Raw genomic sequence first — 21,144 nt, forward strand, 5'->3', positions numbered from 1 at the left:
TCCGGCGACGAGTGCCGGTGACCGCCGGCTCCGGTTGGCGTGAAAGCGAAGGAGTCCCCGTGTCGGACACCGTCAACACCACATTGCGCAAGAACGCGATCGGGGTCGGAGCCATCGTGTTCCTGGTCCTCGCCGCTGTGGCGCCGCTCACCGGAATGGTGGTCGTCGCCTCCCTGGCCATCGCGTTCGGCAACGGGGGAGGGGCGCCGTTCTCGTTCCTGGCGGTCGCCGCCGTCCTCCTGATGTTCGCCATCGGCTACGGCAAGATGTCGAGCCAGCTGGTCAACGCGGGCGGTTTCTACGCCTTCGTGGTCAAGGGGCTCGGGCGCCCGGCGGGCCTGGCCGCCGGCTACATCGCGACCATCGGCTACAACTTCTTCGTCGTCGGGACGATCGGCACCAGCGGCTTCTTCATGATGGTCCTGATCGACTTCCTCTTCGGGTTCAGCCTGAACTGGTTCCTGTGGGGCGCGGCGTCGATGGTCGTGGCCTACCTGATGGCGATCAGGGGCATCGACTTCAGCTCGAAGGTGCTGGGCGTGTCGCTGGTCCTGGAGACCTCCATCCTGGTGATCTTCGACGTCGCGGTGCTGGTCAAGGACGGCTACGACTTCTCCGCCTTCTCCGGTGACGCGATCACCTCGGGCTCGCTCTCGATCGGCCTGCTGCTCGCCGCGACCGGCTTCCTCGGATTCGAGGCCACCTCGCTGTTCAGCGAGGAGGCCAAGAACCCGCTCAAGACGATCCCGCGGGCGACCTACCTGGCCATCACCATCATCGGCCTGCTTCTCGGCGTGACCACCTGGGCCGTGGTCAGCGCCACCGGGGTCGCGGAGGCCCAGCAGACCAGCATCGACCACCTCGAGGCCGGTGACCTCGTCTTCAGCCTCGGTGCGGAGTACCTCGGCGAGTTCATGATGAAGGTGATGATGGTGCTGCTGCTGGTCAGCCTCTTCGCCGCGATGCTCGCCTTCCACAACTCGGCCACCCGCTACCTGTTCTCGCTCGGACGTGCCGGCGTACTGCCCAAGGCGCTCTCCCGCACCAACGCGGCCGGATCGCCGGTCGTCGCCGGGACCCTGCAGGCCGGCTTCGCGCTGCTGGTCGCCGCCGCGTTCCGGATCGCCGGCCTGGACCCGATCCTGCAGGTGGTGCCCACGATGCTCGGCTTCGGCACCCTCGCCATCGTCGTGCTGCAGGCGCTCGCCGCGCTCTCGATCGTCGTGCACTTCCGGCGTACGGGCGACCCGCGCATCTGGAGCACGCTCGTCGCGCCCGCGATCGGCTTCGTCGGGCTCTCGTTCATCGTCGTGATGGCCGTGACCCACTTCGAGGTCGTGGCCGGCTCCACCGAGAGGGCCATCACGAGCCTGCCGTGGCTGCTCGCGCTCGCTCTGGTCATCGGCGTCGGGCAGGCGTTGTATCTGAGGAGCCGCCGGCCCGATGCGTACGACGGCCTCAACGCCGACCTCGAGCGGTTCGACACCGCCGCCACCATCCACTGACCTAGAACTGACGCAGAAGAGGACACCTCGATGGGACACTTTGACGAAGACTCCCTGCGCGAGCTGGCCGCGCAGCTCCGGGCCGATGACGTCGACATCGTCCGGATCGGCTACAGCGACCTGATCGGCACCGAGCGCGGCCGCGACATCCTGGTCGACCGCTTCGACCGTACGGTCGGGGACGGTGTCGCGTTCTGCCGCTCCGTCTACGGCACCTCGCCGATGGGCGACGTGGTCGACATCGCCGGCGGGCTCTCGGCGGGACTGCCCGACATCGTCGCGTTCCCCGACGTCGCTACGGCGCGGAAGGTGCCGTGGGAGCCCGGCGTCGCGCACGTCATCGCCGATGTCTACAACCCCGACGGTACGCCCTCGGAGGAGAGCCCGCGGATGGTCCTCAAGCGGGTGGTGCAGCAGTTCTCCGAGCTCGGCATGACCCCGATCGCCGGACCCGAGCTCGAGTTCTACGTCGTCGAGAAGGACGACACCGCGGTCAACGGCTACCGCCGCTACGGCGAGGCCACCGGCAACGTCTACGTCTCCGGCCTCAAGGGCGATCCGGAGAACCTGCTGCTGTCCTCGCTGCGCGAGCTGGCTGCGTACGACATCGACGTGGTCGCCGCCAACCACGAGTTCTCCAGCGGCCAGTTCGAGATCAACCTGTGGCACTCCGAGGCGCTCGACGCCGCCGACCGGGCCTTCCGGTTCAAGACCGCGGTCAAGGAGCTGGCGCGGCGCCGAGGCAAGATGGCGACCTTCATGGCCAAGCCGTTCAACGACGAGGGCGGTTCGGGCTTCCACCTCCACTTCTCCACGCTCGACGACGACGGCAGGCCGCTGTTCGACGACCCGGAGGGGGAGGACGGTCTCTCGAAGATCGCCCGCTCGGCGATCGCCGGTGTCCTGGCGCACGCGCCGGCGCTGGCCGCGATCAGCAACCCGACGATCAACTCCTACAAGCGGTTCGGCCCCGACACCCTTGCGCCCTGGCTGGTCGACTGGGGCCTGGACAACCGCAGCGCGATGGTGCGGATCCCGCCTGAGCGCGGCCGGGCCTCGCGGATGGAGCTGCGCCTCGGCGACGCCTCGGCGAACCCCTACCTCGCGATCGCCGGCCTGCTCGCGGCGGCGTACCTCGGCATCCGCGACGGCCTGGAGCCGCCCGCCAAGCTCGAGGGCTATGGCTACGACCTCGCCAAGTCGGACCGCCTGCCCGAGGATCTCTCGACCGCGCTCGGTGCGCTCGAGGAGGACAAGGACCTCGCCCAGATCCTCGGACCGGAGTTCGTCTCGACGTTCGTCGCCTACAAGCGCAACGAGCTGGAGCGCTTCAGCCAGTACGTGACCGACTGGGAGTTCCGGGAGTACGCCTACCACCTGTGAGGTGGCCGGCGGGAGGAGATATCAAGTGACGACGCAGCCCATCGTCCGCGAGTTCGAGGCGGACCTGACCATCGTCGAGGCGGTCGAGTCGGCCACCGACGTACTGACCCTGACCCTCGCGGCGGCCGACGGCTCGGCGCTGCCGCCGTGGACGCCCGGTGCGCATGTGGACCTCGTCCTCGGCGACGGGCTGGTGCGGCAGTACTCCCTGTGCGGGAGCCCGTCCGACAGCGGCCGCTGGCGCGTCGGGGTGCTCCGCACTCCGGACAGCCGGGGTGGCTCCAAGGCGGTGCACGAGCTCGGGACAGGGAGTGTGGTCCGCGTCCGGGGGCCGCGCAACCACTTCCCGATGGTCGCCTCGCCGCGCTACCTCTTCATCGCCGGCGGCATCGGGATCACCCCGATGCTGCCGATGATCGCCGAGGCCGAGGCCTCCGGTGCCGACTGGCGCCTCGTCTACGGCGGCCGCTCACGTTCCTCGATGGCCTTCGTGGACGAGCTCGCCGAGTACGGTGACAAGGTGACCCTGCTGCCGCAGGACGAGGCGGGCTTCCCCGATCTCGACGCCCTGCTGGGGGCGCCGGAGCCGGGGACGCTGGTCTACACCTGCGGCCCCACCGGCCTGCTGGACGCGGTCGAGGCCGGCTGCGCGTCGTGGCCGTCGGGGAGCCTCCACCTGGAGCGGTTCGCCGCCAAGGCCGCCGAGCCGGACGCGGGCGGGGACAGCGAGTTCGAGCTGGTCCTCCAGCGCTCGGGTCTCACCCTGACCGTGCCGGCCGACAGGTCGGTCTTCGAGGTGTGCCGGGACGCCGGGGTCAGTGTCGTCGGGTCCTGCCTCGAGGGGGTATGCGGCACCTGCGAGACCGAGATCGTCGAGGGCGAGGTCGACCACCGTGACTCGATCCTCAACGACGAGGAGAAGGAGTCCAACGAGTTCATGATGATCTGCGTCTCCCGGTGCCGGACCGACCGGCTGACCCTGGACCTGTGAGGAGGTACGCCGCCATGAGAGACCACGGCACCACCGGCTACCCGCACAACGCCTGGTACGCCCTCGCCGCCTCCATCGAGGTCGGCACCACGCCCTTCGGCACCCGCGCCCTCGGTACGCCGATCGTGCTGTTCCGCACCGGTGACGGCTCTGCCGTCGCCCTCGGTGACCGCGACGCGCACCGGCCCTACCCGCTCAGCCTGGGCCGGGTCGAGGGCGACACGATCGTCTCCGGCTACTCCGGGTTCGCCTACGACCGCACCGGTGCCTGCGTACGGGTCCCGTCGCAGGCCCACGTCCCCTACGGCGCGCAGGTGCCCGCCTACCCGGTCCTGGAGGAGGGCGGGCTCGTCTGGGTCTGGCTGGGCGAGCGGTCGCTGGCCGAGCGCCGTCCGCCCGTCGCGACCCCGTGGCTCACCGATCCGGCCTGGGAGACCTTCGGTGGGCAGTGGGAGACCGCTGCCGACGTACGCCTGCTGCACGACAACTTCGCCGACATCACCCATGTCGCGGTCGTCGACCCCGTCATCTCACCCCCGGCACTCACCGGCGTCGCGCCGGCGCTCGAGGTCGAGATCACCGAGACCACGGTGCACTTCCACCGCGACTGGCCAGCGGCGCCGATGCCGGAGTGGCAGGCCAAGCTCACCGACGTGCCGCCCGGCGCCGCCTTCCCGCAGCGCGAGGAGGGCGCCTTCCTGGCGCCGGGGCTGTGGACCGACCGCTGGGACGTCCAGGTGCCCGAGGAGCAGGGTGGGCCGCAGACGTTCTGGTTCACCCATGCCGTGACGCCCGTCGACGGCGGCACCACGCGCCACATCTGGCGGGTGAGCCGCAACTTCGCCTCCGGTCCGGAGGTGACCGACATGATCCGGCCGATCTTCGAGTCCTACTACCTGAAGGTCCGCGAGATCCTCGAGACCATGCAGCGCGTCATCGACCGCGACGGCTACGGCGAGGACGTCAACGTCGCCGCCGACGCTGCTGCCCTGCAGGTCCGCAAGATCCTGCGCCGCCTGGTGGCCGACGAGGGCTGAACCGATGGAGTACGGCGCGCACCTGCCGCTGCTCGAGCCGCTGGACCGGCCGGGCGGCGCGTGGGACGTGGCCGGGCTGACGAGCTATGCGCGAACGGCGCGGGAGCTCGGTTTCCGGGCGCTGGCCGCCAACGACCACCTGCACTTCCCACGGCCATGGCTCGACGGGATCGTCGCGCTGGCCGGTGTGCTCGAGGCCAGCGGTGACCTCACCCTCGCCACCACCGTCGCGCTGCCCGCGATCCGTGGACCCGCGGCGCTCGCGAAGGCGGCCGCCGCCCTGGACGTGCTGTCCGGAGGGCGGTTCGTGCTCGGCGTGGGCCCCGGATCCGCGCCGACGGACCATGCCCTGGCCGGGCTGGAGTACGACGACCGCTGGCCGGCCTTCGAGGCCTCGGTGCGGGCACTCCGGGCGCATCTGGGGCGGTCACCGGGCAACGGGGTGCCGGTGCTCGAGCCCCGGCCGGTGCGTCCGGACGGACCGCCGATCTGGATCGGAAGCTGGGGATCGCCTGCCGGACTGCGCCGTGTCGCCCGCCTGGGCGACGGCTGGCTGGCCTCCGCCTACAACACGACCCCCGCGCAGGTCGCGTCCGGCCGGGCGGCGCACGGACTTCCCTGCGCGGTCGCGACGATGTGGACCTTCGTGACCGACGATGCGGGCGAGGAAGCGCGGTGGCTGGGACGGCTGGCCGCGCTGCTCCACCGCACGGAGGACGACCTGCGCGGCCGGGTCCTGATCGGCCCGCCCGGGAAGTGCGCGGCACTGCTGCGTGCGTACGCCGAGGCCGGCACGGACCTGCTGTTCGTGTGGCCCGTGGCCGACCACGAGCGTCAGCTCGAGCGCGTCATGCGTGAGGTCGTCCCTCTCGTGGGCGACGTCGGCCCCGGGTGAGGTCGAGGAGGATCCCGGTCATCGCGGTGACCGGCGGTGGCACGGGCTCGCCCGGCGGCCGGGCGATGCCGATGCGGCGTACCGGAGCGTCGGTGGCCAGGTCGCGCACCACGACCCCGGGCGAGGGGAAGGACGCGGCGAGCCCGGGCACCACCCCGACACCGAGCCCGGCGGCCACGAACGCCTGCACGGCGCGGTGGTCGTCCGTGGTGAGCAGGGTGCGTGGCTCGAAGCCCGCGACCCGGCACCCGTGCAGCAGGATCCGGAACCAGGCGCTGCCCGGCCGTCCGCCGATCCAGACCTCGTCGGCGAGGTCGGCCAGGGACAGCGGCGTCGTGCGCCGCGCCAGCCGGTGGCCGTCGGGGAGCAGCACCCGGTAGGGATCGTCGAACAGCGGCACCGTCGCCAGCCGGCCGAGGGTGTCGTCGGGCGCGATCGGGTTCTCGTAGACGACGGCGAGATCGAGCTCGCCCACGGCGAGCCGCGGGAGCAGGTCCTGCATGTGGTCGTCCACCACGGTGAGCACCAGGTCGGGAGCGGCCGCACGCAGGCTCCGCACCGCCTCGGGGACGAAGGTCGTCAGCGCCGTCGGGAAGCTGCCCAGCCGGAGCCGTCCGGCCCGCCGGCCGCTGATCGCGGCCAGCGCCTGCTCCGCACCTTCCAGCTGCGCCATGATCGCTCGGCCGTGCCGGACCAGCACGGCGCCGGCCTCGGTGAGCTCGACCGGTCGGGTTCCCCGGTCGACGAGCGGCAGCCCGGCCTCGCGCTCGAGCGCCGCGATGTGCTGGCTGACCGCGGACTGGGTCAGGCCCAGCGCCCGCGCCGCAGCCGAGAACGAACCCTGGGCGGCAACCTCGCACAGGGCGCGTACACCTCGCACCTGGCCGATCAGCATCACTAATACCTCGTTAGGAACCTCCGTTGATCCTAATGCCGCCCGGTCCTAGCGTCAGGGCACCTTCCGAGCGGACCGACCGGTCGAAGGACACCCGAAGGGGAGCATCATGACCACCACCCAGATCGACACCGGGGAGATCGACACCGACAAGCTGATGGCCTTCGTCTTTCGCGCCGTCGGGGAGGTCGGGGCGACCCTCAACTGCGCGTTGGTGCGCATGGGGGACGAGCTCGGCTACTACCGCGACCTCGCCGAGCACGGTCCGACCACGCCCGAGGAGCTCGCCGCCCGGACGAACACCGGGCTGCCGTACGCCCGGGAGTGGCTCAGCGCGCAGGCAGCCGGGGACTTCGTCACCTTCGACGCCGCCACCGAACGCTTCACCCTGCCGCCCGAGCACGCGGTCGCGCTGACCGACGAGACCAGTCCTGCGTACCTGCCGGGCTTCTTCCAGATCGCCCTCGGCACGGCTCGCGACTCGCACCGGGTCATCGACGCCGCCCGGAGCGCCACCGGTCTCGGCTGGCACGAGCACAACGGCGACGTGCACGAGGGCTGCGAGCGATTCTTCCGCCCGGGCTACGCTGCGAACCTCGTCCCGGCTTGGCTCCCGGCGCTCGACGGCGTCGTCGAGAAGCTCGAGGCCGGTGTGCCGGTCGCCGATGTGGGCTGCGGCCACGGCGCCTCCACCGTGCTGATGGCGACGGCCTTCCCGCGTTCGGTCTTCACCGGCTCGGACTACCACGCGGACTCGGTCGCCACCGCCCGGGAGCGTGCCGCCGCCGTCGGCGGTCAGCTCACCTTCGAGGTGGCCTCGGCGACGGAGTTCTCCGGCGACGGCTACGAACTGGTGACCATGTTCGACTGCCTGCACGACATGGGCGACCCGGTGGGAGCCGCCCGCCACGTACGCAGCGCGGTTGCCCCCGACGGGACCTGGATGATCGTCGAGCCGGCCGCCGGTGACCACCTCGAGGACAACCTGAACCCGGTCGGCCGGGCCTACTACGGCTTCTCCACCCTCCTGTGCACGCCCGCCTCGCTGTCCCAGCCGGTCGGCGCCGCCCTCGGTACCCAGGCGGGGCCCGCCCGGATCCGGGACGTCGTGACCGCGGCCGGGTTCACCAGGTTCCGGATCGCGGCGCAGACGCCGTTCAACAACGTCTACGAGGTGCGCCCCTGAACCGGGCCGCGCTCAGTCGTTGGTGGTGACCTTCACCGGGAGGGTCTTGATCCCGTTGACGAAGTTGCTGCGGACGCGGCGTACCTCGCCGTTCAGCTCGATCGTCCTCAGCCGGGGGATGAGCTCCTCGAACATCAGCCGGATCTCCATCCGGGCGAGGTTGTTGCCCATGCACAGGTGCGGGCTGCCCTTGCCGAAGGTGACGTGGTCGATGTGGCGACGGGTGACGTCGAAGTCGTAGGGGCGCTCGAAGACGTCCTCGTCGCGGTTGCCGGAGGCGAACCACATGACGACCTTGTCGCCCTCCTTGATCTCCTGGCCGCCGAGCTCGACGTCGCGGGTGGCGGTGCGACGGAAGTGGTAGACGGGTGAGGCCCAGCGCAGGAACTCCTCGACGGCGTCGGGGATGAGCGACGGGTCGGCCTGCAGCTTGGCGAGCTGCTCGGGGTGCTCGAGGAGGGCGAGCATCGAGTGGGTGATCGTGTGCCGGGTGGTCTCGTTGCCGGCGACCACGAGGAGCAGGAAGTAGGAGTCGTACTCGGAGGCCGACATGGCCTGGCCGTCCTCGGGGATCTTGTTGACGAGCTGGCTGACCAGGTCGTTGCCGTCGCCGCCCCTGCGGTCCGCGGCGAGCTCGCGGCCGTAGTCGAAGACCTCCTGCGAGACGGGCGAGCGGAACGGCAGGTGCTTGTACTTCTCGCTCTCCGGGTCCGAGATCAGGATCTTCGCGTGCTCCGGGTCGGTGAAGCCGATGATCTCGTTGCCCCAGTCGATGAGCTGGCCCGTCTTCTCCTGAGGTACGTCGAGCAGCCGGGCCAGCACCTGGATCGGGAAGTCCGCGCTGACGTCGGCGACGAAGTCGAACTCGCCCTTGGCGAGCGCCGCGTCGACGGTCGCGCGGGTGATGTCACGCAGCAGCGCCTCGTAGTTGCGCATCAGGTTGGGCCGGCTGAACTCGCGCGAGATCAGCTTGCGCAGCGCGCGGTGGCGGACGCCGTCCATCTCGAGGATGGAGCGGCGCTCCTCCTGCAGGTCCTCGTCCACCTCCTCGAGGTTGACGAAGTTGGTCGAGGTGAAGGTCTCCGGGTCCTTGTCGACGGCGCAGATGTCGGCATGGCGGGTCACGGCCCAGAAGCCGCTGCCACCGTCGGTCTCACGCTGGAAGTGGACCGGGGACTCCTTGCGAAGAGTGTCGAGCATGCCCCAGGCCTCGGGGCCCGTGAAGCGGTCGAGATCGACGAGGTCGACATCGGCCAGTGGGACGTAGGGCGGCTTGTCCACGGCTGGTCTCCATCCGTTCGGTGCGTTGCGGGGCAGCGCTTCTCCATAGATCGTTTGGATCCGAACAATATCTCCGGACAAGTTTGCTGGCAAGGGTGGTCTTTCGGTCCGGCTGTGACTATCGTACGGATCCGAACGATCTTTCTTCTCGACCTGAAGCTGAGGCCCGATGAACAACTCGAAGGGGTTCTTCTACCCCCGCACCGCGACTGGTCAGTCGTCCGTGATCCCGTCGCCGCCGTGGTACTACTCCGGCGATCTCCTCACGGTCGAGTACCGCACCGATCCGGCTCGCGTCGCCGAGCTGCTGCCCGAGCCGCTCGAGCTCGCCCCGGAGGACCCGGGTGCGGTGGCACTGATCTGGGCCGACTGGCAGTCCTGCTCCGGCAGCCGTGAGGAGCTGCTCGACCCGGTGCGCTCGCAGTACAAGGAGGCGTTCGTCGTCGTCCGCTGCTCCTTCGAGGGCGTCACCTACTCCCGCTGCGTCTACATCTGGGTCGACAAGGACTTCGCGATCGCCCGCGGCATGCACCAGGGCTATCCCAAGAAGCTCGGCTCGATGTGGCAGACCCGGCCGCACCCCTTCGCCCACGCCGCCCCGCAGGTCGCCGTGGGCGGTGTCTTCGGGGCCACCCTCGCCGCTGGCGACCGCCGCTTGGCGCAGGCCGTGCTCACGCTGCGCGAGGAGTCGCCCACCAACGGCTTCGTCAACGGCCACCCGATGGCCCACCACCGCGTCTACCCGGGCATCGCGAAGGACAGCCCGGATGCGTACGTCGAGCTGATCGCCTCCGGCGCGAGCTCCTTCGAGGCCGGTCCCGCCTGGACCGGCGACGTCGAGCTCGAGCTCTTCGAGTCCCCGACCGAGGAGCTCCACCGCCTCCCCGTCCAGGAGGTCATCGGCGGCTACTACCGCCAGGTCGGCGTGGTCTGGGACGGCGGTAGCTCGCTCGCCGACCTCACCCCCGCGAAGGAGGCGGTCCGATGAGTGCCGACATCGCGGTGGTCGAGGGTGTCGAGGTCGACACCCGCCACTGGATCGGCGGCCGCCGGGTCGCCTCCGCCGCTACGTTCACCGACGTCTCGCCGATCGACGAGACCCCGCTCGCCGAGGTCCACGCCGGCACGGCGGCCGAGGTCGACGCCGCGGTCGCCGCGGCGCGGGCGGCCTTCCCCGCGTGGGCGGCCCTGTCGGTCAAGGAGCGCAGCGACATCCTGCGGGCCGTCGCCGACGGCATCGAGGCACGGATCGAGGACCTCTCCGTCGTCGAGACCCGCGACAACGGCTCGCTGCTGCGCTCGCACCGCCGCGGCGTCATGCCGCGCGTCGCGATGAACTTCCGCGCCTTCGCCGACTTCGCCGAGCACCAGCTCGGCCACCCCGACATGGAGGTGCCGGGCCGCGGCCACCGCGAGCGGATCACGTACGACCCGGCCGGCGTGGTCGCGATCATCACGCCCTGGAACGCGCCGCTCATGCTCGCCAGCTGGCGGATCGGTCCCGCGCTCGCCGCCGGCAACACGGTCGTCGTCAAGCCGCCGGAGTGGGCACCGCTGACGGCGAGCCTGCTGGCCGACATCATGGCCGAGGCGGGTGTGCCCGCCGGTGTGTTCAACGTCGTGCAGGGCACCGGCGTCGACGCAGGTGCACCGCTCGCCGCGCACCCGGACATCAACCGGCTCGCCTTCACCGGGTCCGTCCCGACCGCCGGAGTCATCTCGAAGGCCGCGGCGGCCAACATCGTGCCGTTGTCCTACGAGCTCGGCGGCAAGTCTCCGCTGATCGTCTTCGAGGACGCCGACCTCGACCTCGCGGTCGAGCTGGCGGTCGAGCAGTTCGACAACGCCGGCCAGGTCTGCCTCAAGGCGGCCCGGATGATCGTGCACTCCGCACTGGTCGAGGAGTTCACCGAGCGGGTCGTCGCGGGTGCCGCGCAGCTGGTCCAGGGCGACCCGCGCGAGGAGTCCACCGACGTCTCCGCCCTCGTCTCCCGGCGTCACTTCGAGCAGATCTCCGGGTTCGTCGAACGTGCCGTCGCCGACGGTGCCCGCCCCCTGCTCGGCGGTGGACCCAACCGCGAGCTCGGCGGGCTCTACTTCCGGCCGACGGTCCTCGTCGGCGCCGCCCCCGACGCGGAGATCATGACCGAGGAGGTCTTCGGCCCGGTCGTCACCATCGAGCCCTTCGACACCGAGGCGGAGGCGGTCGCCAAGGCCAACGACACCCGGTTCGGACTCGCCGCGACGCTGGCCACCGGTGACCCCGAGCGTGCCGAGCGGGTCTCGAAGCAGCTGCGCGCCGGCACGGTCTGGGTCAACTGCTTCTTCGTCCGCGACCTCAACGCGCCGTTCGGCGGCAGCGGCCGCTCCGGGATCGGCCGCGAGGGCGGCATCTGGTCCTTCGACTTCTACACCGACATCAAGAACAGCGTCTTCTCGCCCACCGGCTGGGCGGGTCAGGGAGGTGGATCCGATGGGTGAGGTCGTCGGCGCGGGACTGATCGCGCACGTCCCCACGATCGTGCTGCCGGAGGAGATCCGGCGAGAGCTCAACAACGGCGAGGACTCGACCCTGGTCTCGGGGCTGCAGCAGCTGCGGCGCGAGGTCTTCGACGTCGTCGACTACGACACGGTCGTCGTCCTCGACTCGCACTGGGCCACGACCGTCGAGTGGGTCGTGACGGCGCAGGACCGCCGCAGCGGGCTGTTCACCTCCGAGGAGCTGCCCCGCGGGATGTCCCGCCGGCACTACGACTTCCCCGGAGACCCCGAGCTGGCCCACCTGATCGCGAGCAGGGCTCCCGAGCACAGCACCTGGATCACCGCGATCGACGACCACTCGCTGCCGATCTTCTACGCGACCACCAACGTGTGGGAGTTCCTAGGCCAGGGCCTGCCCGACAAGAAGTGGATCTCGATCGGCGTCTGCCAGACCGCCGACGGGGAGGACGCCCTACGCCTGGGCCGTGCCCTCGGCGCGGCGATCGCCGAGTCGGACCGCAAGGTCCTCCTCATCGCGAGCGGCGCCATGTCGCACACGTTCTGGCCGCTGCGGAAGCTGCGCGACCACGAGGCGGCCGGCGTCGAGCACATCTTCACCCCCGAGGCCGCCGCGGCCGACGCCGAGCGCATCGACTGGTTCAAGCAGGGCGACCACGCCCAGGTGCTCGACACGATGGAGGAGTTCTACCGGTTCAAGCCGGAGGCACGCTTCCAGCACTACCTGATGATGATCGGAGCCCTCGGCGAGGGCGACTGCACCGCACCGGGCCGCCAGTACGGCGAGTACGAGAACTCCGTGGGCACCGGCCAGGTGCACCTGTGGTTCGACCGACCCGAGGGCGGCTTCCCGGCCGCCCGCCCGACCCCGACCGACCCCGACTTCGTACGCCAGACCACCGCCCCGGGATCCGACATCCCGGCCGCCGGCTGAGCCCTGAGAGGAACCACCGAGATGACCACCGAACACCGCCGGATCCTCCTCGACGGCAACGCGGTCGACGTACGCCGTGAGGGTGAGAGCCTCGTGGCCGGCGACGGCCGCAGCGTCGCGATCGCAGACGCCACCCACCTGCCACCGGTCACGCCGAGCAAGATCGTCTGCGTCCACCTGAACTACTCCTCGCGGGTCGAGGAGATGCTGACGACGCTGCCGCCGGCACCGACGTACTTCCACAAGCCGGTCTCCGCGCTCAACGCCCACGACTCCGCCGTGGTCCGGCCGCAGGGCTGCAAGTGGCTCAACTACGAGGGCGAGATCGCGATCGTCATCGGGAGGACCGCGCGCAACATCTCGCCCGAGGAGGCGGGGGACTACATCCGCGGCTACTCCGTCGGCAACGACTACGGCCTGCACGACTTCCGTGACACCGACTCCGGCTCGATGCTGCGGGTCAAGGGCGCCGACACGCTGTGCCCGATCGGCCCCGGCATCGTCGAGGGCTGGGACTTCCACGACAAGCGGATCCGCACCATCGTCAACGGTGAGGTGCGCCAGGACGGCAACACCGACGAGATGAAGTGGGACATGCACTACCTCGTCGCCGACATCGCGCGCACGATCACCCTGCAGCCCGGCGACATCCTGATGTCCGGCACCCCGGCGATCTCGCGCACGGTCTACCCCGGCGACGTCGTCGAGGTCGAGGTCGAGGGGCTCGGCACCCTGCGCAACCACATCGTCGAGGGTCCCACCCCGATCCGCAGCGACGTCGGCGCCCAGCCGACCGAGAGCGAGGAGGTGCTCTCGACCGCCCAGGGTGGCGACTGGGAGTTCCGCGGCATCCGCAAGCCCGACCTGTCCAACACCCACTGAGGCGCCCTCCTGATGCCTGCTCCCCGGATGCTGATGATCCTCAGCGAGAACTGGACGATCACCGACGGCCGCAACCTGAACGACCTGGTCACCTGGTCCCGGATCGCCGAGGACACCGGCTTCGACTCGGTGATGATCTCCGAGCACGTCGTCCTCGGCCCAGACGCCAGCGACCTGGGCGTGATGGGCAACCCCCGTGACTACGCCATGCCCGGCAACCAGGACCCGCTGATGCCGTGGCCGAGCTCGCTGATGCTGTTCTCCGCGATCGCGAGCGTCACCGAGCGGATCCGGCTCGTCGGCGCCGCGGTGCTGGCCCCGCTGCGCCATCCGCTGATGCTGGCCCGCGAGCTCGGCACCCTCGACCTGATCTCGCGAGGCCGCCTGGTCGTCCAGCCCAGCGTGAGCTGGAGCAAGGACGAGTACGCCGCGCTCGACGTGCCGTTCCGCGAGCGCGGCAGGATCCTCGACGAGCAGCTCGAGGTGATGGATCTGGTCTTCAGGCAGTCGCCGGCCAGCCACCACGGCCGTTACTTCGACTTCGAAGACATCTACCTCGAGCCGAAGGCCTACCGCCCGGACGGGCCGCGGATGTGGTTCGGTGGTCAGCGCGCCCACGGCGCGGTCGTCGAGCGGCTGGTGAGGTACGGCCACGGGTTCCACCCGCTCGGCCGACCGAGCGCCGCGGACCTGCGGGTGATCCGGGACGCCATGGCGGCGGCCGGCCGGGACATGGCCGAGCTCGAGATGGTGGGTGGGGTGCGCTACCGCTTCCCTGACGACCACTCCCTGGCGGACCTGGGGGAGTCGATGGACTCCATCCCGGAGCAGCTCGAGCAGGGGTTCACCACGATGTGCATCAAGCCGTCGATGTACATCGACGACAAGTCCCAGATGGAGGCGTTCTGCAAGGACGTCATGAAGCGTGCGGAGGCGATGGCCTGATGACGACCGACCTGATGAGGACCGAGACGAAGCGGCTGCTGCTCCTCGGGCACGACTACCTGGGCGCAGGAGGGATCGAGGCGCGGTTCGCCGAGCGTGGCTACCAGGTCGAGAGGGTCCAGGTGATCCCGCCCGACCGCTTCGAGGACCCGGGCGTGGACGTCGACTTCCCGGACCCGCGCGACTACGACGCGGTCCTCGTGCTCGGTGCCCGGTGGAGCGTCTACAGCGACCAGGTCGCCTCCTGGGTGAAGCCCGAGCTCGAGCTGCTGGGCACGGCGGACGAGGCCGGCGTACCGGTCTTCGGGATCTGCTTCGGCGGCCAGATGCTGGCCCAGGCGCACGGCGGGGAGGTCGTCGCGTCGCCGGCGCCGGAGATCGGTCCGCAGGTCGTGGCGGGGATCCCGGCCGTCGCCGGGATCTGGACGCAGTGGCACCACGACCGGTTCGTCCCGCCGCCCGACGCGACGGTCGTCGGTGCCAACGCCGCGGCCCCGCAGGCGTTCGTGCTCCGGCGCAACCTCGCCGTGCAGTTCCATCCCGAGGTGGACGCGGACAGCGTCCGCGGTTGGGTCGAGGACGGCGGCGCCGAAGACGCCCGGGGCCGCGGGCTCGACCCCGAGGTGCTCCTGGAGCACGTCGCGTCCCTCGACGCCGACGTACGGGTCCGGGCGGCCGCGCTCGTCGACTACTTCCTCGACCAGGTGGCGACGGGCCGATGAGCGAGCGCCAGCGAGCGATCAGCGGATCTTTCATCGGGCCGCGTCCGTACTCTGGCGCCTGCGCTACGGAGGCGGACCGATGAGCAGGGTCGTCCTCGTCACCGGCGGCGGCACGGGCATCGGCGCCGCAGTCGCCCGGCTGCTCGCCCGAAGTGGCGACCGGGTCGTGATCTGTGGTCGCCGGGAGGCGCCGCTGCGCGCGGTCGCCGAGGAGACCGGCGCCCACGTGGTCGTCGCGGACGTGAGCGAGCCCGAGGGCATCGCGCGGGTCGTCGACGGCACGATCGCGACGTACGGCCGGCTCGACGGCCTCGTCGTCAACCACGGGATCATCCACGTCGGCCGGGTCGACGAGGTCACCCCCGAGCAGTGGGACGAGACGCTGCGGGTCAACCTCACCTCGCCGTTCCTGCTGGTCCGGGCGGCGCTCCCGCACCTGCTGGCCGCCCGCGGCGCGGTCGTCGCGGTGTCCTCGGTCGCGGCGCTGAGGGCCAGCGACGGGATGGCTGCCTACTCCGTCAGCAAGGCCGGGCTGCTGCTGCTCACCCAGTCTCTCGCCGTCGACCACGGCCGCGACGGCCTGCGTGCCAACGCCGTGTGCCCGGGCTGGACCGCGACCGAGATGGGCGACATGGAGATGGCCGAGCTCGGCGCCGAGCGGGCGATCTCCACCGACGACGCCTACCGCCTCGCCACCGCGATCGTCCCGCAGCGCCGAGCTGCCCAGCCCGACGAGGTCGCCGCCACGGTCGGCTGGCTGCTCTCCGACGCGGCGTCGTACGTCAACGGCGTCGTCCTGCCCGTCGACGGCGGTTCCTCCGTCGTCGACCCCGGCACCATCGCCCTCGACCCACGCGTGTCGATCGACCTGAACCAGGAGCCCTGATGACCGAGTACGCCGTCCGCAACCCCGCCACCGGAGAGCTGGTCGAGACCTATCCGACCGCCACCGACGCCGACGTGGCCGCGGCGGTCGCCGCCGCGACCGCCGCCTACGACACCTGGGGTCGCACCTCCACCGTCGCCGACCGCGCCGCGCTGCTGGCCCGCGTCGCCGAGCTGCACCGCGAGCGCCGCGACGAGCTCGCCACGGCGATCCACGAGGAGATGGGAAAGCCGCTGGCGAGCGCCGTGGGAGAGGTCGTCTTCTCCGCGAGCATCTACGACTTCTACGCCGAGCGCGCCGAGCGGTTCCTGGCCGACGAGGCGATCGATCTGCTGGGTGGCGAGGGCACGGCGGTCGTCCGGCGCAGCTCGGTCGGCCCGCTGCTCGGGATCATGCCGTGGAACTACCCGGTCTACCAGGTCGCCCGCTTCGCCGGCCCGAACCTGGTCACCGGCAACACGATCGTGCTCAAGCACGCGCCGCAGTGCCCGCGCTCGGCCGCCCTGCAGGAGCAGATCTTCCGCGACGCAGGCTTCCCCGACGGCGCCTACGTCAACCTCTACGCCACCAACGAGCAGATCGCCGACGTGATCGCGGATCCGCGCATCCAGGGGGTCTCGCTCACCGGCTCCGAGCGTGCCGGCGCCGCGGTCGCCGAGATCGCCGGGCGTCACCTCAAGAAGTGTGTGCTCGAGCTCGGGGGCTCGGACCCGTTCGTGCTGCTCTCCGCCGACGACCTCGACGCCACCGTCGAAGCAGCCGCGAACGCCCGGCTCTCCAACGCCGGGCAGGCGTGCAACGCCGGCAAGCGGTTCGTGGTCGTCGACGAGCTCTACGACGCGTTCACCGAGCGGTTCACCGCGCGCATCCTGGAGTCCGGCGCCAGCCTGGCGCTGTCCTCGGTCGCGGCGGCGGACGGGCTGGCCGCGCAGGTCGACGCGGCGGTGGCGGCGGGCGCCACCCTGGCGACTGAAGGCGAGCGGTCGGGCGCCTTCTTCCCCGCGGGCGTGCTCACCGGGGTCACGACCGAGAACCCGGCCTACCGCCAGGAGCTCTTCGGCCCGGTCGCGATGGTCTTCCGGGCCGCCGACGAGGCGGACGCGGTCCGGATCGCCAACGACACCCCCTACGGCCTGGGCTCCTACGTCTACACGACCGACCCCGAGCAGGCCGCCCGCGTCGCGGACGCGCTCGACACCGGCATGGTCTTCGTCAACGCGGTCGGTGCCGAGGCCGCCGAGCTCCCGTTCGGTGGCGTCAAGCGCTCCGGCTTCGGCCGCGAGCTCGGTCGCTACGGCATCGAGGAGTTCGTCAACAAGAAGATGATCAGAACGGTCCGCTGATCGGCGGGGGAGCGCTGCCCGCTCCGAAGACCGGCTCCCTCGTGCCTCGGCACGGGGGAGCCGGTCTTTCTGCCTCGGAGGAGACCAGTCGTTCGGGACGTACAGACCCTTGACGGCGCTCTGAGAGCCGTTCTACGATCGTTCTGATATATGAGTTGTGTATCATTACCGGCAATCAGGAGCCCAGCATGACCATCAGTCCGCCAAGCTCGACCGCTGTTGCGTCCGTGGCGACCGTCCCGACGGCGACGACCAACGTCCTCACGCTCTCCTGTCAGGAGCGCCCGGGGATCATGCAGGCGGTCACGAGCTTCCTGTACGACCGCGGCTTCGACATCCTCGAGCACCAGCAGCACGACGACCGGATGGGGGAGCTGTTCTTCCTCCGGACCGAGTTCGCCGCTGCCGACGGCGCCGACGTCGATGAGCTCACCGCCGCGTTCGGGCCGATCGCGGACCGGTTCGGGATGTCGTTCACGTTCCACGACGAGCGCAAGCCGCGGCTGCTGGTGATGGTCTCCAAGTTCGGCCACTGCCTCAACGACCTCATCTTCCGGTGGCGCGGGGGGACCCTGGACGCCGAGATCGCGGTCGTCGCCTCCAACCACGAGGACCTCCGTCCGATGGCGGAGGCTGCGGGCCTGGAGTTCATCCACATCCCGATCACGCCGGAGACCAAGCCGCAGGCCGAGCAGCGCATGCTCGACCTGGTCGATGAGTACGACATCGACCTGGTCGTGCTCGCCCGCTACATGCAGATCCTGTCCGACGGCCTCTGCCGCCAGCTCGAGGGTCGCGCGATCAACATCCACCACTCGTTCCTGCCCGGCTTCAAGGGCGCCAAGCCCTACCACCAGGCGCACGCGCGGGGCGTGAAGCTCGTCGGCGCGACCGCCCACTACGTCACCGCCGACCTCGATGAGGGCCCGATCATCGAGCAGGAGGTCAACCGGGTCGACCACACCTACACCCCGCAGGCCCTGGCTCACGTCGGCCAGGACGCCGAGTGCCTCGCGCTCTCGCGGGCCGTCCGCTGGCACTGCGAGCACCGCGTCCTCATGCACGGCTCCAGCACCGTCGTCTTCCGCTGACCACCAACCCGAACCTCAGGAGTTGCTCATGCCATCCTCCCGCAGCACCGTCTCGCCCCGCACAGTCATCATCGGCGCCGGCATCGTCGGCACGAACCTCGCGGACGAACTCACCTCGCGCGGATGGACCGACATCACGGTCATCGAGCAGGGCCCGCTCAACCTGCCGGGTGGCTCGACCTCCCACGCCCCCGGTCTCGTCTTCCAGATCAACCCCTCCAAGACGATGACCCTGTTCGCCAAGTACACCGTCGAGAAGTTCCTCTCCCTGGAGAAGGACGGCGTGAGCTGCTTCAACCAGGTCGGCGGGCTCGAGGTCGCGACCACCGAGGCCCGCGTCGCCGAGCTCTACCGCAAGCTCGGCTACGCGAAGTCCTGGGGGATCGACGCCCGGGTCGTCGGCCCCGCCGAGTGCAAGGACCTCTACCCGCACATCGACGAGTCGCAGGTCCTCGCGGGCCTGCACATCCCCACCGACGGCCTGGCGCGGGCGGCCCGTGCCGTCGACCTGCTCATCGAGCGTACGCAGGCGGCCGGCGTCACCTACCTCGAGCACACCACGGTCACCGGCGTCCTTCAGGAGGGCGGCCACGTCACCGGCGTGGAGACCACCGCCGGCGTCGTCGAGGCCGACATCGTCGTCTCGTGCGCCGGGTTCTGGGGCGTCGAGGTGGGGAAGATGGCGGGCACCGACGTGCCGCTCCTCCCGCTGGCCCACCAGTTCATCAAGACCACGCCCGTCCCGGTCCTGGCCGGCAAGCACGAGCAGCCCGACGGGGCGACCCTGCCGATCCTGCGCCACCAGGACCAGGACCTCTACTTCCGCGAGTGGGGTGAGGGCTACGGGATCGGCTCCTACGCCCACAAGCCAATGCCGTACGTCGCCTCCGACCTCGGCCCGACCCCGGAGCACGTCGACCACGACAACATGCCCTCGCGCCTGGACTTCACGCCGGAGGACTTCGAGGGCCCCTGGGACGAGTGCCGCAAGCTGCTCCCGTGCCTGCAGGAGGCGGAGATCGCGGAGTCGTCGTTCAACGGCATCTTCTCGTTCACGCCCGACGGCGGGTCGCTCGTCGGTGAGTCCCGCGACGTCGACGGCTTCTGGGTCGCCGAGGCCGTGTGGGTCACCCACTCCGCCGGCGTCGCCCGCGCGGTCGCCGAGGTGCTGACCACCGGACGCTCCGAGTACGACCTCGCCGACCTCGAGCTCAACCGGTTCGAGGAGACGCAGCTGGCCCCGGCGTACGTCAGCGAGACCTCGCAGCAGAACTTCGTCGAGATCTACGACATCCTGCACCCGCTGCAGCCCAAGGAGTCGCCGCGCGACATCCGGGTCAGCCCGTTCCACGCCCGCCAGGTCGAGCTCGGTGCCTTCTTCCTCGAGGCCGGGACCTGGGAGCGGCCACACTGGTACGAGGCCAACGCGGCTCTGCTGGACCAGCTTCCCGAGGAGTGGAAGTCGCCGACGCGTGATGACTGGTCGGCCCGCTACCACTCGCCGATCGCGGCCGTCGAGGCGTGGAAGACCCGCACCGCCGTCGCCATGTACGACATGACGCCGCTGCGCCGCCTCGAGGTCTCCGGCCCCGGTGCCGAGACGCTGCTGCAGCGGCTCACCACGGGCGACGTGGCCAAGAAGCCCGGCGCGGTGACCTACACCCTGTTCCTCGACGAGCAGGGCGGGATCAAGAGCGACATCACCGTCGCCCGGCTCGAGGACGAGCTCTACCAGGTCGGTGCCAACGGCACGGTCGACCTGGCGTACCTGCGCCGGGAGGCCCGCAAGCTGCGCGCCGAGGACCCGTCGCTGGCCGCCGATGTCCGCGACACCACCGGCGGCACCTGCTGCATCGGCCTGTGGGGACCGCTGGCCAGGGATCTGATCGCGAAGGTCAGCACCGACGACTTCACCAACGACGGGCTGAAGTACTTCCGCGGCAAGCGGGCCTCCATCGGCGGGATCCCGGTCACGGCCCTGCGGCTGTCCTACGTCGGCGAGCTCGGCTGGGAGATCTACGCCTCCGCCGAGAACGGCCAGAAGCTGTGGGACGTCCTGTGGAACGCCGGTCAGGAGCACGGTGTCGTCGCCGCCGGCCGGGCCGCGTTCGGCGCGCTCCGGCTGGAGAAGGGCTACCGGTCCTGGGGTGCCGACATGACCACCGAGCACGACCCGTACGAGGCCGGTGTCGGGTTCGCGGTGAAGTCGGCCAAGGAGGACTTCGTGGGCAAGGCCGCGCTCGAGGGCCGCTCGGTGGAGACCTCGGCCCGCCGCCTGCGCTGCCTCACCATCGACGACGGCAAGTCCATGGTGCTCGGCAAGGAGCCCGTGCTGTCGGGCGAGACCGCCGTCGGCTACGTCACCAGCGCGGCGTACGGGTTCACGATCGGCAAGCCGATCGCCTACGCCTACCTGCCGGCGGAGATCGGTGAGGGCGACCAGGTCGAGATCGAGTACTTCGGTCAGCGGATCTCGGCGACGGTCACTCCCGAGCCGCTGTTCGATCCGACCATGAGCCGTCTGCGCGGCTGAGACTCCGGGTGTGGATCGGGGGGGGGGGGGGGGGGGGGGGGGCCCCCCGCCGAATTAGGAACCCGCGGGGAGCGGGCGCGGCGGGCCCCCGGGGGGCCCCGGGGGGTGGGGTGGGGGGGGGCCCCCGCGGCGCGCG

The 21,144-nt window shown here is 70.6% G+C and carries 18 protein-coding genes; 16 read left to right on the top strand and 2 right to left on the bottom strand.

The genetic code is table 11. From position 1 onward, the window contains the following. Positions 1-59 precede the first annotated feature (59 nt). The 5 genes from ACIRON_RS09120 to ACIRON_RS09140 are packed head-to-tail and all read left to right on the top strand — an operon-like array spanning position 60 to position 5,811. Positions 60-1,505 carry an APC family permease gene (locus ACIRON_RS09120; protein WP_402991845.1) on the top strand — a complete coding sequence of 482 codons (1,446 nt, stop codon included), beginning with the start codon at positions 60-62 and terminating at the stop codon, positions 1,503-1,505. Positions 1,506-1,535: 30 nt separating this feature from the next. Then, positions 1,536-2,888, top strand: a complete 1,353-nt coding sequence (locus tag ACIRON_RS09125; protein ID WP_402991848.1) for a glutamine synthetase family protein — start codon at positions 1,536-1,538, stop codon at positions 2,886-2,888. 25 nt (positions 2,889-2,913) lie between these two features. Then, complete coding sequence (locus ACIRON_RS09130; RefSeq protein WP_402991851.1) at positions 2,914-3,879, top strand: PDR/VanB family oxidoreductase; 966 nt, start codon at positions 2,914-2,916, stop codon at positions 3,877-3,879. A 14-nt stretch (positions 3,880-3,893) separates the two neighbouring features. Beyond that, on the top strand, positions 3,894-4,916 hold the full coding sequence (locus tag ACIRON_RS09135) for a Rieske 2Fe-2S domain-containing protein (protein WP_402991854.1): 1,023 nt from the start codon (positions 3,894-3,896) through the stop codon (positions 4,914-4,916). A 4-nt stretch (positions 4,917-4,920) separates the two neighbouring features. Continuing rightward, complete coding sequence (locus tag ACIRON_RS09140; protein ID WP_402991857.1) at positions 4,921-5,811, top strand: LLM class flavin-dependent oxidoreductase; 891 nt, start codon at positions 4,921-4,923, stop codon at positions 5,809-5,811. Here the strand turns inward: ACIRON_RS09140 and ACIRON_RS09145 are convergent. Beyond that, positions 5,765-6,706, bottom strand: a complete 942-nt coding sequence (locus tag ACIRON_RS09145) for a LysR family transcriptional regulator (protein ID WP_402991860.1) — start codon at positions 6,704-6,706, stop codon at positions 5,765-5,767. The genes ACIRON_RS09140 and ACIRON_RS09145 overlap by 47 nt on opposite strands. A gap of 109 nt (positions 6,707-6,815) precedes the next feature. Between ACIRON_RS09145 and ACIRON_RS09150 the strand changes: the two genes are divergently transcribed. Then, entirely contained in the window at positions 6,816-7,892 is a 1,077-nt protein-coding gene (locus tag ACIRON_RS09150) for a class I SAM-dependent methyltransferase (RefSeq protein WP_402991863.1), read from the top strand. A gap of 12 nt (positions 7,893-7,904) precedes the next feature. Here the strand turns inward: ACIRON_RS09150 and ACIRON_RS09155 are convergent, their stop codons facing one another. Continuing rightward, positions 7,905-9,173 carry a cytochrome P450 gene (locus tag ACIRON_RS09155; protein WP_402991866.1) on the bottom strand — a complete coding sequence of 423 codons (1,269 nt, stop codon included), beginning with the start codon at positions 9,171-9,173 and terminating at the stop codon, positions 7,905-7,907. Positions 9,174-9,342: 169 nt separating this feature from the next. Here ACIRON_RS09155 and ACIRON_RS09160 point away from each other — a divergent pair, with 169 nt between their 5' ends. From ACIRON_RS09160 to ACIRON_RS09205, 10 genes are all read left to right on the top strand, one after another. After that, positions 9,343-10,161 (top strand): acetoacetate decarboxylase family protein, encoded by an 819-nt coding sequence (locus ACIRON_RS09160; protein ID WP_402991869.1) that lies wholly within the window; start codon positions 9,343-9,345, stop codon positions 10,159-10,161. Then, entirely contained in the window at positions 10,158-11,654 is a 1,497-nt protein-coding gene (locus ACIRON_RS09165; protein WP_402991872.1) for an aldehyde dehydrogenase family protein, read from the top strand. The genes ACIRON_RS09160 and ACIRON_RS09165 overlap by 4 nt, the downstream gene beginning before the upstream one ends. Further along, positions 11,647-12,606 (top strand): catechol 1,2-dioxygenase, encoded by a 960-nt coding sequence (locus tag ACIRON_RS09170; RefSeq protein ID WP_402991874.1) that lies wholly within the window; start codon positions 11,647-11,649, stop codon positions 12,604-12,606. Before ACIRON_RS09165 ends, ACIRON_RS09170 begins: the two co-directional genes overlap by 8 nt. 21 nt (positions 12,607-12,627) lie before the next feature. Next, entirely contained in the window at positions 12,628-13,488 is an 861-nt protein-coding gene (locus ACIRON_RS09175) for a fumarylacetoacetate hydrolase family protein (protein ID WP_091048049.1), read from the top strand. A 12-nt stretch (positions 13,489-13,500) separates the two neighbouring features. Further along, on the top strand, positions 13,501-14,433 hold the full coding sequence (locus tag ACIRON_RS09180) for a TIGR03619 family F420-dependent LLM class oxidoreductase (protein WP_402991877.1): 933 nt from the start codon (positions 13,501-13,503) through the stop codon (positions 14,431-14,433). Then, positions 14,433-15,155, top strand: coding sequence for a type 1 glutamine amidotransferase (locus ACIRON_RS09185; RefSeq protein WP_402991880.1), 723 nt, complete (start codon positions 14,433-14,435; stop codon positions 15,153-15,155). Before ACIRON_RS09180 ends, ACIRON_RS09185 begins: the two co-directional genes overlap by 1 nt. Before the next feature lie 79 nt (positions 15,156-15,234). Continuing rightward, positions 15,235-16,041, top strand: coding sequence for an SDR family NAD(P)-dependent oxidoreductase (locus ACIRON_RS09190; RefSeq protein ID WP_402991883.1), 807 nt, complete (start codon positions 15,235-15,237; stop codon positions 16,039-16,041). Continuing rightward, positions 16,041-17,384 carry an aldehyde dehydrogenase family protein gene (locus ACIRON_RS09195; protein WP_402991886.1) on the top strand — a complete coding sequence of 448 codons (1,344 nt, stop codon included), beginning with the start codon at positions 16,041-16,043 and terminating at the stop codon, positions 17,382-17,384. The genes ACIRON_RS09190 and ACIRON_RS09195 overlap by 1 nt, the downstream gene beginning before the upstream one ends. A 188-nt stretch (positions 17,385-17,572) precedes the next feature. Beyond that, complete coding sequence (gene purU, locus ACIRON_RS09200) at positions 17,573-18,475, top strand: formyltetrahydrofolate deformylase (protein WP_091048058.1); 903 nt, start codon at positions 17,573-17,575, stop codon at positions 18,473-18,475. Between the two features lie 28 nt (positions 18,476-18,503). Then, entirely contained in the window at positions 18,504-21,008 is a 2,505-nt protein-coding gene (locus ACIRON_RS09205; protein ID WP_402991889.1) for an FAD-dependent oxidoreductase, read from the top strand. The last annotated feature ends 136 nt before the right edge of the window (positions 21,009-21,144 follow it).

Source organism: Nocardioides sp. NPDC101246, assembly GCF_044767415.1.
GTDB lineage: Bacteria > Actinomycetota > Actinomycetes > Propionibacteriales > Nocardioidaceae > Nocardioides.